Annotated in this window: 16 protein-coding genes; all 16 read left to right on the forward strand. The window is 57.9% G+C overall.

Features of this window, described 5'->3' with window-relative positions; genetic code table 11:
• Nucleotides 1–16 precede the first annotated feature (16 nt).
• The 16 genes from DW082_RS01620 to DW082_RS01680 all read left to right on the forward strand — a co-directional run bounded on the left by DW082_RS01620 (nucleotide 17) and on the right by DW082_RS01680 (nucleotide 13,545).
• Nucleotides 17–1,156, forward strand: a complete 1,140-nt coding sequence (locus tag DW082_RS01620) for a DNA polymerase III subunit (RefSeq protein WP_118457032.1) — start codon at nucleotides 17–19, stop codon at nucleotides 1,154–1,156.
• Nucleotides 1,156–1,491 (forward strand): 2-amino-4-hydroxy-6-hydroxymethyldihydropteridine diphosphokinase, encoded by a 336-nt coding sequence (folK, locus tag DW082_RS01625; RefSeq protein ID WP_259335455.1) that lies wholly within the window; start codon nucleotides 1,156–1,158, stop codon nucleotides 1,489–1,491. The genes DW082_RS01620 and folK overlap by 1 nt, the downstream gene beginning before the upstream one ends.
• Entirely contained in the window at nucleotides 1,437–1,655 is a 219-nt protein-coding gene (locus DW082_RS14830; RefSeq protein WP_259335456.1) for a 2-amino-4-hydroxy-6-hydroxymethyldihydropteridine diphosphokinase, read from the forward strand. The genes folK and DW082_RS14830 overlap by 55 nt, the downstream gene beginning before the upstream one ends.
• A gap of 39 nt (nucleotides 1,656–1,694) precedes the next feature.
• On the forward strand, nucleotides 1,695–3,677 hold the full coding sequence (locus DW082_RS01630; RefSeq protein WP_118457034.1) for an Ig-like domain-containing protein: 1,983 nt from the start codon (nucleotides 1,695–1,697) through the stop codon (nucleotides 3,675–3,677).
• Nucleotides 3,678–3,722: 45 nt separating this feature from the next.
• Nucleotides 3,723–4,742, forward strand: coding sequence for a porin family protein (locus DW082_RS01635; protein WP_182424061.1), 1,020 nt, complete (start codon nucleotides 3,723–3,725; stop codon nucleotides 4,740–4,742).
• Nucleotides 4,739–5,086: a 30S ribosome-binding factor RbfA gene (gene rbfA / locus DW082_RS01640; RefSeq protein ID WP_182424062.1), complete on the forward strand. Its 348-nt coding sequence runs from the start codon at nucleotides 4,739–4,741 to the stop codon at nucleotides 5,084–5,086. The genes DW082_RS01635 and rbfA overlap by 4 nt, the downstream gene beginning before the upstream one ends.
• 12 nt (nucleotides 5,087–5,098) lie before the next feature.
• Nucleotides 5,099–6,328, forward strand: a complete 1,230-nt coding sequence (locus DW082_RS01645) for an FtsX-like permease family protein (RefSeq protein ID WP_101571808.1) — start codon at nucleotides 5,099–5,101, stop codon at nucleotides 6,326–6,328.
• Nucleotides 6,325–7,239 (forward strand): DUF4296 domain-containing protein, encoded by a 915-nt coding sequence (locus DW082_RS01650; RefSeq protein WP_101571810.1) that lies wholly within the window; start codon nucleotides 6,325–6,327, stop codon nucleotides 7,237–7,239. Before DW082_RS01645 ends, DW082_RS01650 begins: the two co-directional genes overlap by 4 nt.
• Nucleotides 7,151–8,035 carry an amidohydrolase family protein gene (locus tag DW082_RS14835; RefSeq protein WP_259335457.1) on the forward strand — a complete coding sequence of 295 codons (885 nt, stop codon included), beginning with the start codon at nucleotides 7,151–7,153 and terminating at the stop codon, nucleotides 8,033–8,035. The genes DW082_RS01650 and DW082_RS14835 overlap by 89 nt, the downstream gene beginning before the upstream one ends.
• Nucleotides 7,926–8,300 carry an amidohydrolase family protein gene (locus DW082_RS14840; RefSeq protein WP_259335470.1) on the forward strand — a complete coding sequence of 125 codons (375 nt, stop codon included), beginning with the start codon at nucleotides 7,926–7,928 and terminating at the stop codon, nucleotides 8,298–8,300. The genes DW082_RS14835 and DW082_RS14840 overlap by 110 nt, the downstream gene beginning before the upstream one ends.
• 168 nt (nucleotides 8,301–8,468) lie before the next feature.
• Nucleotides 8,469–9,170 (forward strand): 4Fe-4S dicluster domain-containing protein, encoded by a 702-nt coding sequence (locus DW082_RS01660; protein ID WP_055202609.1) that lies wholly within the window; start codon nucleotides 8,469–8,471, stop codon nucleotides 9,168–9,170.
• 25 nt (nucleotides 9,171–9,195) lie between these two features.
• Entirely contained in the window at nucleotides 9,196–10,263 is a 1,068-nt protein-coding gene (locus tag DW082_RS01665; protein ID WP_055202610.1) for a CoB--CoM heterodisulfide reductase iron-sulfur subunit B family protein, read from the forward strand.
• 6 nt (nucleotides 10,264–10,269) lie between these two features.
• Complete coding sequence (locus DW082_RS01670) at nucleotides 10,270–11,283, forward strand: FAD-dependent oxidoreductase (protein ID WP_055202612.1); 1,014 nt, start codon at nucleotides 10,270–10,272, stop codon at nucleotides 11,281–11,283.
• A gap of 4 nt (nucleotides 11,284–11,287) precedes the next feature.
• The gene (locus tag DW082_RS01675; protein WP_055202614.1) at nucleotides 11,288–11,614 is read left to right on the forward strand and encodes a 4Fe-4S dicluster domain-containing protein; all 327 of its coding nucleotides are present in this window, start codon (nucleotides 11,288–11,290) and stop codon (nucleotides 11,612–11,614) included.
• 87 nt (nucleotides 11,615–11,701) lie between these two features.
• On the forward strand, nucleotides 11,702–12,229 hold the full coding sequence (locus DW082_RS15275; RefSeq protein ID WP_310648289.1) for a hypothetical protein: 528 nt from the start codon (nucleotides 11,702–11,704) through the stop codon (nucleotides 12,227–12,229).
• Between the two features lie 29 nt (nucleotides 12,230–12,258).
• Entirely contained in the window at nucleotides 12,259–13,545 is a 1,287-nt protein-coding gene (locus DW082_RS01680; RefSeq protein ID WP_310648290.1) for a (Fe-S)-binding protein, read from the forward strand.
• The last annotated feature ends 60 nt before the right edge of the window (nucleotides 13,546–13,605 follow it).

Raw genomic sequence — 13,605 nt, forward strand, 5'->3', positions numbered from 1 at the left:
TTCAAACAACGAAGCCATGCAGTTTAAAGAGATCACAGGACAGCAAGAAACCGCCGCCAAACTGGTTCAGGGCGTAACGCGCGGACGAATCAGCCATGCCCAGCTCTTCATTGGCGGCGAAGGCGTCGGCGCACTGCCGCTGGCGATCGCCTATGCCCAGTACCTAAACTGCACCGACCGCCGCGACGGGGACTCTTGCGGGCAATGCCCGTCCTGCCGCCAGATCGCGCAATTGGCCCATCCGGATGTCCATTTCGTCTTTCCGGTCAACACGCCGAAAGGAAAATCGTCGGGCGAGAAGCCGCTGAGCGACGCTTTCCTGTCGCAGTGGAGGCGGCTGTTCGAAAAAACCGGCGGGTATTTCAGCGAACCGATGTGGTATTCGGCCATCGAAATAGACAACAAACAGGGAAATATCAGCACGTTCGAAGCCGACGAGATCATCCGCAAACTGTCATTCAAAGCGTTCGAATCGGAATACAAGGCGGTCATTATCTGGCTGCCCGAGCGGATGAACACGCAGGCGGCGAACAAACTGCTGAAAATCATCGAGGAACCGTGGGAAAAGACCCTCTTCCTGATGGTCTCCGAATCGCCCGAACGGCTGCTGCCCACCATCCTGTCGCGGATGCAGGTCGTCGACGTACCGGCCATCGCGGACGAACGGATGGCGGCGTGGCTCGCCGCCCGCAAAGGGTTGCCGACGGACGATGCGGCCAAAGTCGCGCGGCTCGCGCGCGGCAGCATCCTCGAAGCGTCGCGGGTGCTGGAACAACGCGAAAGCAGCGACGAATATTTCGAACTGTTCGTGCGGCTGATGCGGCTCAGCTATGAAAACCGCCACATGGAACTGCTGGAATGGGCCGAAACGGTCGCCGCCCTGGGCCGCGAAGAACAGAAACAACTGCTCGAAAACGCCATCCGGCTGCTCCGCGACAGCTACATGCTGACGGCCGGCGTCGAACGGATCGCCTACCTGTTCGGCCGCGAATACGAATTTTGCAGGAAATTTGCTCCGTACGTCAACAACGGGAACATCGAGCAACTGATCGCCGAAATGGAACTGGCGATCCGACAGGTCGCCCAGAATGGCAACCCGCGCATCCTATTCCCGCACTTTGCATTAACAATCAGCAAATTGATCCGTAAAATCTGATGTCGAAAGCAGTCTTGATCACCGGCGGAAACCTCGGGTCGGTAGCGGAAAACCTGGAAGCGGCGCGGGAGGCGATCTCCCGCGAGGTGGGCGTCGTCGAACGATGTTCGTCCGTACTGGAGTCCGAAGCGTGGGGATTCGAAGCCGAGGAACGTTTTCTGAACCAGGTGCTCGTAGTCGCTACGGCGCTTCCGCCTGAACAACTGTTGGAGCGCTGCCTGCAGATCGAACGGCAGTTGGGGCGGGTTCGCCGGCCCGGGCTCGGTACGGTTCGCGCACGATGGATATCGACCTGCTGTTCTACGACAACCGGGTCGTCGACAGCGACCGGCTGACGATTCCCCACCCGCGGATCGCCGAAAGGGATTTCGTGCTGGCGCCGCTCGAAGAGGTACTTCCCGACTACGTGCACCCGGTGCTGAAGAAAACAATCCGGCAACTGCGCCGCGAACTGCTACAGGCCGCAAATCCGCCGGGCGCGGACGGCATGAAAAACTGACGAAAAATCACTACCTTTGTTTCCTATTCTCCGATTAAAATGAGCGTGACCGAAATAAATATCTGTAAAACAATCGCCCGCTTCGGGATCCTGGCTTTTTTCTGCTTCGGGATCCTGGCCCGCTGCGCCAGCGTCGGCACCCCGCAGGGAGGCCCGCGCGACTCGCTGCCGCCGAAAGTCGTCATGATGACCCCCGCTTTCGGGACGACCAATTTCAAAGACAAACGGATCACGATCCAGTTCAACGAATACGTCCAGCTCAAAGACCAGCAGAAGGAGTTTTTCACCTCCCCGTTCATGAAGAAAAAACCGACCCTCATGCTGCGGGGGCGGGGTATCCAGATCGACCTGAAGGAGGATCTGGATTCGAACCAGACCTATTCGCTGAACTTCGGCAAAAGCGTCGTGGACAACAACGAGGGGAATCCGTATACCGGCCTGCGCTACGTCTTTTCGACGGGCGACCACATCGACTCGCTGCTGATGTCCGGCTACACGACCGACGCCATGACGACGGATACGGTGGGCAACGTCTACATCCTCTTTTACGACGCGAAAACCGACTCGATCCCGCAGTACGATTCGACGCTGCTGAAAAGCAAACCGATCGCCGTCGGGAAATCTTTCCCGAACGGAATCTTCATCGCTGAGAACCTGAAACCGATCGACTACCGGATCTACGCGCTCGAAGACAACAACGGGAACCTCGAATACGAACCGGGAGTGGACCGCGTGGCATTCCTCGACTCGACCTACAACCCGCTGAACCAGCCGGGATTCGACATCTGGTACGACACCACGCGCCGCTACATGCAGGCCGACCCGCAGGTCATGATGCGGATGTTCATGGACAAACCGTTCAGACGGCAGACCTACACCGGATCGAAGCGCACGCACGGCAACCGGATCGTACTTACCTTTACGGCTCCGCATCCCGACATCAAAGAACTTTCGTTCGAAGGAATCGACCCCGGAAAGATCGTCACCGAATACGGAAATTCGAAGCGGGACACCATGGAACTGTGGTTCGACTCCAGATCCGAAGACCTGCCCGACACGCTGCGCGGCAAGCTGATTTACATGAAGCACGACAGCCTGTTCCGCTTGCAGCCCGACACCCAACTGCTGAAACTGGGCTGGAGGGCCCCGGTGGAAAAAAGAAAAGAGGAGAAAAAGAAAAAAGAGGACGACCTTCCGGAACCCAATCCGTTCAAAGTCCGCGTAGCGGGCGGAACGACGCTCAATCCGGAGAAAAACATCGTTTTCGAATTCGATTATCCGCTGACGGGAGTCGACAGCGCGGCCATGTCGTTGCTGAAACTCGGGGAAGGCGACCAGACGACGCCGGTCGGGCTGACTTTCCGGCAGGATACCCTGAAACTCCGGAAATGGACTCTCGCGGCCCCGTGGGAAGCCGATCAGAAATACCGGCTGCTTATCCCGGCCGGCGTATTCAAGAACACCAACGGCGAGAGCAACGATACGCTGCGATCCGAGTTTACGATCGAATCGCCCGAAAAGTACGCCACGCTGGTGCTGAATATCCAGGGTAAAACGCCCGAAAGCGAATACGTCGTACAGGTGATCTCCCCGCAGGGCTCCGTTCTGAAAGAGGTCGCCCATCTGAAAACGGGGAGCCATACGCTGCAATACATCGACGTAGGTACCGTAAAAATCCGTTTCATCGAGGATCTCAACGGGAACGGCCGATGGGACACCGGATCGCTGGTCGAAAGACGGCAGCCCGAACGGGTCGGGATGTACGTCGACGACAATAATTCGGAGGAAATCACGACCAAGGAGAACTGGGAATTGGTCTTCGACGTGGACATGAACCGGATTTTCGGCCCCATTACGATGGAAAGCATGACGGCGAAAATCAACCGGGACAACGAAGCGCGGCTGAAAGCGATCGCCAAAAAACGGGCCGAAGACGCCGCCAACCAGAAGAAACAGCATAACAGCGGCGGCGGCATGGGCATGGGCAGCATGGGAGGTATGGGCAGCATGATAGGCCGGTAACGAAAGCTGTCGCGGAACAAACGAATGCGGAACAAGAAACGAAATATGTGGAAAATAGCTAAACTGTCTTTACTCGTGATCCTGCTGGGATGCGGAACGCTCCGGGCCCAGCATTATATCGGCGTGCGCGGCGGATGGGGCGGCGGTTCCGCACGGTTCACCCCGTCCCGGGAGACGGGCACCGAATGGGGGCTCTATTCGGGCGGGATTTCGTATAAATTCTATACCGCGCAAAAATTCGTCGGGGCCATCCAGGCCGATTTGCAGTACATGGGACGCGGATTCATGTACGACCTGCAAAGCAAAGGCGACACGAGCTACCACCGCACGATCAATTCGTTCGAACTGCCGCTGATGTGGCAGCCGCATTTCTATTTCATGCAGCGGCACGGACGTTTCTTCGTCAACCTGGGCGTCTACCTCTCTTATTTCATGGACTCGAAATACTATTATAAATCGAAACGGGCGGGGATCTACGAACAGGGACCGTATACGATGAAACTGACCCGCGATACGCGGTGGGGATACGGACTTTGCGGCGGAGCGGGACTTTCGTTCCTGATCCGTCGGTTCGAGGTGGCTTTCGAAGGCCGCTACTATTTCGGTTACTCGGACGTTCTGCGGAACGGAACCAAATACCAGGGCAATCCGACCCATTCGCCGCTGGACAACATCAACGTTTCGATGGCCTTCTATTACCGCCTGAGCAAAGAAGGCATCCGCGCCGAGCCGAGCAAGGGCGTCGCGAGACGGATGCAGGAGGCCGAAATGCGCCGGGCCGAAAGACTGATCGAAAAAGCGAAAAAGCATGGGGACAGCCTGAGCGCAGCGGACCTTTCTGCCGACAGTCTGCCGTCCGGACTACGGCAAGCGCTCCCGGACACCCTGCAACGAATGCTTCCGGACTCCCTGCTGCGGCAAAAACCGGAAAAGCGGAAGACGAAACGGGAAAAAACGAAAAAGGAGTATCCCACACCCGCCGGAACGCCCGGACAAACGGCCGGCCAACCGACGGTAAAAGAGACCGAATCGATACAGGAATCACAAAAAACAGATAAAAAATGAACGACCGCATCGAATCCACCCGCCAGCAAAAAATCGGGCGGCAAATCCAACGCGACATCAGCGAAATTTTTTCCAAAGAGGCCGCTTCGCTGCTGTGCGGAGCCATGGTATCGGTAACGCTGGTACGGATGAGTCCGGATTTCGAACTGGCTAAGATTTACCTGAGCATCTTCCCGTTCGAAAAACATGCGGAGGTGATGGCCTCGCTGCAGGAAAACAACTGGCTGATTCGCAAAACGCTCGGCGCGCGGGTTAGGAACCAGTTGCGGCACGTGCCCGAACTGGCCTTCTACATCGACGACTCGCTGGAATACATCAGCGCGATCGACAAACTGCTGAAATAGAAAATCCGGATCATGCCCCGTCTACCGCTCTTTTTCGCACGGCGTTACCTTTTTTCGAAGAAATCGCACTCGGTGATCAACATCGTCTCGGGAGTGAGCGCCTTTTCCGTGGCGATCCCGGTGATGGCGATGGTGATTCTGCTGTCGGTATTCAACGGTTTCGAGGGGCTGATCAAAAGCATGTACCGGTCGTTCGACCCGGATATCCGGATCACGCCGGTACGGGGCAAGGTATTCCCGATCGACTCGCTGCCGCGCGAACGCTTTCTGGCAATCGACGGAGTGCGGGACGCGGCGTATGCGCTCGAAGACAATGCGGTCTTCGAGTACCGCGACCGGCAGGCTTTCGGCACGATGTGCGGGGTCGATTCGCTCTACCGGCAGGTGGTGCCGCTGGACAGCCTGCGAACCGAAGGCGTATTCCAATTGCAGTTCGGAGATTTCCCGGAAGCCTACGTCGGACAGGGCATGGCCTACGCGCTGGGCATCCGGGTCAACTTGAACAGCCCGATCTCGGTGTACGTCCCCCGGCGCGGGCGGGTTTCGCCGCTGCTGCCGTACAGTTTCTACAAAAAACAGAATATTTTCCCGTCGGGCGTATTCGCGCTGGAAGCCGAAGTGGACGGGAAATACGTGATCGTCCCGCTCCACTTCGCACAGGAACTGCTCGACTATCCGGGACAAGCTTCGTCGGTAGCCATCCGTCTCGAAGCGGACGCTTCGCCGCAGCGGGTGCAGCAACAGATCGGGCAATGGCTCGGCGACGATTACAAAATCCAGTCGCGCTACCAGCAAAAAGAGTCGTTCTACCGCATCATGATGTACGAAAAATGGGGGATCTATTTCATCATCCTGCTGGTACTGGTGATCGCTTCGTTTTCGCTGATCGGTTCGCTGGTAATGCTGATCATCGAAAAACGCAAGGATTCGCAGACGCTCGTCACGATGGGCGCCGATACGAAGCTGCTCCGTAAGATCTTCGTCGCCGAGGGGATGCTGATCTACCTGATCGGCGCCGGCGGCGGATTGCTGCTCGGCGTCGCGCTGGCGCTGGCCCAGCAGCATTTCGGGTTCCTCAAACTCTCCGGAGAGACGTTCCTGATCGACGCCTATCCGGTCGAAGTCCATCCGAGCGACCTGGCGTGGGTAATCGTAACGTTCGTTTCGGTCAGCTACCTGATTTCCGTGCTGACGGTGCGCGCGATGATACCGAAAAAAGAGATAAGTCAGAACCGACCATGATAAAACGATTGATCTGCCTGTTGTGCGTCGCCGTCACGGCGGCCGCCTGCAACCGGCCCCGCAACATACCGGACGAGAAATTGATCGCCATCACCCGCGAGATTTTCCTGGCCAACGCCTACCGCGACTCGCCGAAAAGCGGATTTTCGCAGGCGGACACGGTGGATTTCTACACCCCGATTTTTGAAAAATACGGATACAAACCCTCGGATCTCAGCTACACGATCAACAACCTTTCGCGGCGCAAAAGCGTCCGATTTACGGACATTCTGGAAGAAGTGGCCCGGCGGCTGGATCGGGAAGACTCCCTGATGAAAGCGCGGATCGCCACGCTGGACACCGTCGACAGCCGCACCATGAACCGCTACCGACGCGTCGTCTACTCCGACTCGACCCGGCGGCTCCGGCGCCTGTCCGATCCCGACAAACCGGACATCGTCCTTCCGGTACGTCCGGGACGCTACCAGGTCGCATTCAAGTACGACCTGGACACTTCGAGTCGTAACGGAAACCTCCGCTATACGCACTACCAGTTCGATACGACGGACGGCACGAAAGGCAGTTTCTACTACCTGGGGTATATCAAAGGGGCTCAGAAACAGGAAATTTTCAGTTTCGACGTCACCGATCCGAAAACGAACGAAGTACGGATCAGCCTGGCGACCTCCCCGTCCGACAAGGAAAAGAGCATCGCCCTGCGCATCGACTCGATGACGATCACCTACTTCCTGCCGCTGCGGGAAGCCGCCGATTCGCTGATCCGCGAAATATTCCGGTTCAACCCGAGCCTGGCAGCGTACAACTTACCTTCAAACGCCTCCCATGTCGCAGATAAAAAGGAGATTATCGGCGCACTTTATCCTGACACCACAGGGACTGCTGCGCAACGGGATTCTGTCGTTCGACGCTGACGGCGTCCTACGGGAAATCGCCGCCTCCGACGCGGTCGATTCGCAACAGCGGGTGGAGTTTTTCGGCGGCCTGCTGATCCCTGGCATGGTCAATGCGCATTGCCATCTGGAACTGTCGTACCTGCGCGGCCGGATCGCCCGCGGCTGCGGGTTCGCCGGGTTTGCCGACACGATCGCGCGGGCGCGCAACGAAACCGCCCCGCAACAACGTATCGAAGCGGCCGCTTATTGGAACGCCCGGATGGAACACGACGGCATAGTGGCCGTCGGGGATATTTGCAACGGCACGTCTACGTTCGAGCTGAAACGGAATAGCCGCATCCATTACCACAATTTCATTGAAGGTTTCGGCCTGCGCACGACCGACTTTTCATTCCTACGCCGAATCGCCGCCGAATCGGAAGCGCTCGGACTCTCCGCCTCGGTCACCCCGCACGCCACCTATTCGCTGCAGGACGCCGCGTTCCGGGCGATCGCCGCAGCGGGAAACCCGCTGTCGGTACACTTTATGGAAAGCCGCGGCGAACAGGAACTTTTCGAAGACGGGGCCCCTTCACGAACGGAACCTCCGGGAAGGCGTAACGATCGATTTCGCCGGATACGGATCGCCGGCCGGACGCATCGCAGGCTCGGTCCCGAAAGAAAAAAATATGCTGCTGGTGCACAACACGTTCGTCACCGAACAAATCGCAGACACTCTTCAACATCGTTTCGGGAACCGGCTCACATGGGTATTGTGCCCTCGGTCGAACGATTTTATCGAAAGGGCGACGCCTCCCGCCGAGTTACTCCATAGGTTATCGGGGCGGATCGCCGTCGGCACCGACAGCCTCGCGTCGAACGATTCGCTGTCGATGATCGACGAACTGAAAAGGTTCCCGGAAATCCCGCTGCCCGAACGGCTGCAATGGGCCACCCGCAGCGGCGCCGAAGCGCTCGGAATCGACGCATGGGCCGGCAGTTTCGACATAGGCAAACGTCCCGGAGCCGTACTGATCACCGGCATCGACTGGGACACCCTGACCCTGCTGCCGCACGCCGCCAGCCGCCGCATCCTGTAAACCCTTCCCCCAGGCCGTACCGCGCCCCGAATCGTCCGATCGGGACGAACGCGGCGAAAAATTAAGTATTTATACCCATTCAAAATAGGTCTATCCTCTCTGTTCCGTGCTACACATTGGATGTAAATTTGTTACGTGTAAAAATATGCACGTTATCGGACAAGAGTTATGGGGAAATATTTCGATATGCTGATGGAGGATGTCCGCATGAAAGAGGGCCTGACGGCCTGCATGAACTGCGGGATCTGTACGGGAGTCTGCCCCGCGGCCGAGTTTTACAACTACGACCCGCGCCAGATCGTCAACATGGTGCAAACCAAGGACGACGACGCCATCGAAAAGCTGCTCAAAAGCGATACGATCTGGTACTGCGGGGAGTGCATGTCGTGCCGCCCGCGCTGCCCGCGCGGCAATACGCCCGGATATATCATCCAGTCGCTGCGCACGCTGTCGCAAAAACTCGGTTTCTTCACCGAGTCCGAGAAAGGACGCCAGCAACTGGCCATCAAACGCACCATCGGGCAGAATATCCTGACGTCGGGTTACTGCGTCAAGCCGAATTTCGTCGATCCGGATCTACATCCCGAACAGGGGCCGGTATGGCGGTGGATCCACGACAACGACAAAGACGTCTTCGAACGTTTCGGCGACAACTACTGCAAGGTAGGCGTCGGAGCCGGACGCAAGATCGACGACCGCAGCATGGAGGAGATCCGCAGCATTTTCGAAGTGACCGGGGGTATGCGTTTTTTCGAGAACATCGAAACGTGCTCGGATAAAAAAGCGAAGGAAATGGGATACGAAAAAGCCGGGGACGACTATTTCCACGACGTATTCACGACTAACAGCGGCCAACACTCCGGAAAATAAGAGGCCGAAACAAAAAACGAACGCGATGAAAACACCCTGGAAAGAGTATCAGAAACAGATCGCCGACAACGATTACTACTATGCGCGCAGCTGCATCCGGCAGAATTTTTTTCCCGGATCGGAAGCGGCCTTTTTAAATATCCTGCGCAACGACCTGGGTCGGGACATCCACGAAGACCCGCGTCACACCTCCTGCACCGGCATCGGCTACCATACCGACATCGTGCCGCTCGAAACGATCATGACGGTCGTGGCGCGGCAGTTCTCGCTGATGACCGAATCGGGGTACGAGAATTTCGTCCCGTCGTGCATCACGTCGTTCGGCATCTATTCCGAAGCGCTCGAAATGTGGCACGACTTCCCGGAACTGGAAGAGAAGGCCCGCGACTACCTTTATAAAGCTACCGGCCGCGAATTCAAAAAGCCGAAAAACCTGGCGCACACGTCCGACGTGATTTTCCACCACCGCGAAGAGATCGCCGCGAAAGCCAAACACAAATTGGTCAACGTCGAAACCGGAAAACCGCTGCGCGGCGTCGAACACATCGGCTGCCACTATGCGAAGATTTTCCCGAAGGTCGGTATCGGCGGATCGGAATTCCCGTACGTGCTGGCCGGAATGATTGAGGCGTGGGGCGGCGAAGTGGTCGACTATCCGGAGCGGCGGCACTGCTGCGGATTCGGATTCCGCAATTACCTGGTGATGGCCAACCGCGGCTATTCGGTCGCCAACTCCAAGAAAAAGTTCGAATCGATGGCCCCGTACAAGCCCGACTTCATCCTGGCCAACTGCCCGGGCTGCGCGATGTTCCTCGACAAATGGCAATACACGATCTCCGAAATGGAGGGAACGTTTTACGGGCAGGACAACCGCGGCATCCCCGTGCTGACCTACGAAGAGTTGGCCGGGCTGGTGCTCGGATACGATCCCTGGGAACTCGGTATGCAGATGCATCAGGTTGCCGTCGAACCGCTGCTCGACAAGATGGGCGTCCAGTACGACCCGTCGGCGAAATACCTCGGCAAAAATGGAAAATACATCGGGCAACCGGCCCCCGCGGCGATCGGAAGCTACACGAAAAACATACTGTAACGGATTATGGGAAAAAAGGTAATTATCATCGGCGGAGGCGTCGCAGGGATGCAGACGGCCATTACGCTCAGCAAACTGGGCATCAGCCCGGTGATTATCGAGAGAGAGGAGACGATCGGCGGCAAGTTGAACCGCTGGGACCGGCTCTTTCCGACCATGACCCCCGCGAGCGAAGTACTCGGATCGCTTCGCGAACAGGTCGACGCTTCCGGCGCCGAAATCCTCACGTCCCGGGAGGTGAAGGAGATCGGACAGGAGGGTAAAAACGTAACGCTGAACGACGGCACCCGGCTTCGCTCCGACGCGGTGGTCGTCACTTCGGGTTTCGACCTTTTCCCGGCCGAACTGAAAGAGGAGTACGGTTATAAAATCTACGACAACGTATATACGACGGTAGACGTCGAACGGATGTTCCGCAACGGCGGCATCCGCACGGCCGACGGCCGGATACCGAAGACGATCGCCTTTCTGCATTGCGTCGGATCGCGCGACGAGAAGGTGAACCAGCGCCACTGCTCGCGGGTCTGCTGCATCACCGGCGTCAAACAGGCGATCGAAATGAAACAGGCGATCCCCGACGCCGAGGTATACAGCTTTTACATGGACATGCGAATGTTCGGCCCCGGCTACGAGGAACTCTACCGGCAGGCGCAGCAGGAGTTCAATATCCATTTCATCCGCGGCCGCATCTCCGAGGCGAGCCAAACGATCGACAACCGAGTGCAGATCAAGGCCGAAGACACGCTGATCGGCCTGCCGCTGAAAATGACCGTCGACATGCTGGTGCTGATCGTCGGCATGAAAGCCGGAGCATGCAACCTGCAGTGGAGCCGCTGCAACGGCGTCGACCTATACCCCAGCGGATTCGTCAAGCCGAAAGATCAGTTTACCGGAAGCGTCGACTCGGGGTCGCCGCATATCTTCTATGCCGGAACGATCACGGCGCCGAAAAACATCGGGGAGTCGATCAACGAAGCCGTCGCCGCCGCACACCGGGTGGCCGAATCGCTAAAAGAATAACGCCATGAACTGGGGATTTTCCATCAGCCAAACGCGCGGCGTAGACATCGACCGCAACGACATGCAGTACTCCCGCCGGCTGCTGGCCGAACATCCGGAACTACAGACCTGCATCGCGTGCGGCAACTGTACGGCGACCTGTACGGCCGGCAATCTGACCAAGTTCAACGTGCGTAAACTGCAAACGCTGGTGCGGCGCGGCGAATACCGCGGCATCCGCGAAGAACTGGCCAAATGTATGCTGTGCGGCAAATGCCGGCTGGTCTGCCCGCGCGGAATCAACATCCGGCAATTGGTGCTGACTCTGAAAAAAGAGGTGCCCGAAAAGTAACGGACCGTTTCCGCGAACCCGGACGAAGAAAAACGAAGTTGTAAACAACCGCACGCGGCACCGCGTGCACCGTTATCGGAATAAAACATGGAGCATTTCAGACTATTCGTCTTGCCGTTCTGGCTGGGAGCCTTCTTCCTGCTGGTAACGCTTCTGTATAAATATATCGGCTGGTTCGTCGGACTGACCGCGGCGGAGCGCCGTCTGTTCGTCCGGTCGCTGTTCACCCGCTCGACGTTCCGCTCGGTCGGGGAGGTTATCAGCGAATCGCTGCTGCACCGCAAGATATGGCGCACCAACAAACTGCTGGGTTACATGCACACCAGTTTCGCGCTGGGATGGTTTCTGTTGATCCTGACCGGCTGGATCGAAACGCTGGTCTACTTCAAGGGCGAAAACGTTCCGCTGTACGTCGATATCTTCTTCTCTTATTACGTACACCCTATTTTCGAGCATAATTTCAATTTCTCGCTGATCAAAGACGCGCTGCTGCTGCTGATCCTGATCGGTATCGGCCTGGCGCTGTTCAAACGAATCCGTTCGCGGATGATGGGTATGCGCCGAACGACCCGGCATACGCCGGCGACCGGATCGCCCTGTCGGCGCTGTGGCTGATCTTCCCGGCCCGGCTGCTGGCCGAGAGCATGACCAGCGGCGTAATCTGGAAATTCGGCGGCATCGTATGGGCGCTCGGCGAAGAGCACCACCTGATTCCCCCGGGAGTCGGCTGCGGCAGCTTCCTGACCAATTCGACCGGCGAACTGCTGGCCCGCATACTGCCGCCCGACGTGCTGATGGCCGGCGAACTGCCGACCTGGTGGTTCTACTCGATCACGCTGGGCGTCTTTTTCGTCGCGCTGCCGTTCTCGCGCTATATGCATATTTTTACCGAGATTCCGCTGATTTTCCTACGAAACGCGGGGCTGCGCAGCAAAGAAAAACCGTCGAGCTACGACCATTTCCAGACCAACGCCTGCTCGCGCTGCGGCATCTGCATCGACCCCTGCCAGTTGCAACGGGCCGCCGGGATCAACGGCGTGCAGTCGGTCTACTTCCTGCGCGACCTGCGGAGCGGCAACCTGACCGATGCGGTGGCCAACAACTGCTTGATGTGCGGTCGCTGCGAACAGGCCTGCCCGGTCGGCATCGAACAAAATACGCTGCGGCTGAACAGCCGCCAGCGGACGGCCGTACCGGTCGGCGAAAACCGTTACGGATATATCCGGGGAATCGACCGTTCGCAGGGAAACGGCAAAGTCGGCTACTTCGCCGGCTGCATGACGCTGCTGACCCCGAAGATCCTCCGCGCGATGGACGACATTTTCAAAGCGTCCGGCGATGAAGTGTGGTGGGCCGACAAAGAGGGGGGCGTATGCTGCGGCAGACCGCTGAAGCTCTCGGGCGAAGTGGACGCCGCACGGAAAATGATGGAATACAATACGGAACTTTTCCGCCAGCACGGCATCGAAACGCTGGTTACTTCGTGTCCGATCTGCCTGCGCGTTTTCCGCGAAGACTACCGGCTGGAAGGCATCGAGGTGCTGCACCATTCGGAGTACATCCAGCGATTGTTGAAAGCGCACCGGATCGACCCGAAAATCGGCGACCTGAATTTCACCTACCACGACCCCTGCGAGCTGGGACGCGGTTCGGGCATTTACGACGCTCCGCGCGAAGTGATCGCCGCAGTCGGTCGGCTGACCGAAGTGGCCGAAAATCGTGAAAAAGCGCTCTGCTGCGGTTCGAGCCTGGCGAACATCGCCATCGACGACGACGGACAGCGGAAAATCGGCGAAAGCGTCGCGGCAGCCTTTGCCGCCACCGGGGCCGATGCGGTCGTCACGGCCTGCCCGCTGTGTAAGAAAGGGATCGCCCGGGGCAATTCGATGCCTGTTTACGATCTTGCGGAAATCGTCGCCCAAGCATTATGATCCGAACGTTCCGGAGGATGCTGCGACAGGCGGCAGGAGTCTCCCCCCGTTACGAATCCG

The organism is Alistipes sp. AF48-12, assembly GCF_003477565.1.
Lineage (GTDB): Bacteria > Bacteroidota > Bacteroidia > Bacteroidales > Rikenellaceae > Alistipes_A > Alistipes_A hominis.

Coding starts and splice junctions, on each gene's coding strand:
- DW082_RS01630 (WP_118457034.1), top strand. CDS start 1,695: ATGAGCGTGACCGAAATAAATATCTGTAAAACAATCGCCCGCTTCGGG.
- DW082_RS01645 (WP_101571808.1), top strand. CDS start 5,099: ATGCCCCGTCTACCGCTCTTTTTCGCACGGCGTTACCTTTTTTCGAAG.
- DW082_RS01675 (WP_055202614.1), top strand. CDS start 11,288: ATGAACTGGGGATTTTCCATCAGCCAAACGCGCGGCGTAGACATCGAC.
- DW082_RS15275 (WP_310648289.1), top strand. CDS start 11,702: ATGGAGCATTTCAGACTATTCGTCTTGCCGTTCTGGCTGGGAGCCTTC.
- DW082_RS01665 (WP_055202610.1), top strand. CDS start 9,196: ATGAAAACACCCTGGAAAGAGTATCAGAAACAGATCGCCGACAACGAT.
- DW082_RS01670 (WP_055202612.1), top strand. CDS start 10,270: ATGGGAAAAAAGGTAATTATCATCGGCGGAGGCGTCGCAGGGATGCAG.
- rbfA (WP_182424062.1), top strand. CDS start 4,739: ATGAACGACCGCATCGAATCCACCCGCCAGCAAAAAATCGGGCGGCAA.
- DW082_RS01660 (WP_055202609.1), top strand. CDS start 8,469: ATGGGGAAATATTTCGATATGCTGATGGAGGATGTCCGCATGAAAGAG.
- DW082_RS14830 (WP_259335456.1), top strand. CDS start 1,437: ATGGATATCGACCTGCTGTTCTACGACAACCGGGTCGTCGACAGCGAC.
- DW082_RS14835 (WP_259335457.1), top strand. CDS start 7,151: ATGTCGCAGATAAAAAGGAGATTATCGGCGCACTTTATCCTGACACCA.
- DW082_RS01620 (WP_118457032.1), top strand. CDS start 17: ATGCAGTTTAAAGAGATCACAGGACAGCAAGAAACCGCCGCCAAACTG.
- DW082_RS01680 (WP_310648290.1), top strand. CDS start 12,259: ATGACCAGCGGCGTAATCTGGAAATTCGGCGGCATCGTATGGGCGCTC.
- DW082_RS01635 (WP_182424061.1), top strand. CDS start 3,723: ATGTGGAAAATAGCTAAACTGTCTTTACTCGTGATCCTGCTGGGATGC.
- DW082_RS01650 (WP_101571810.1), top strand. CDS start 6,325: ATGATAAAACGATTGATCTGCCTGTTGTGCGTCGCCGTCACGGCGGCC.
- folK (WP_259335455.1), top strand. CDS start 1,156: ATGTCGAAAGCAGTCTTGATCACCGGCGGAAACCTCGGGTCGGTAGCG.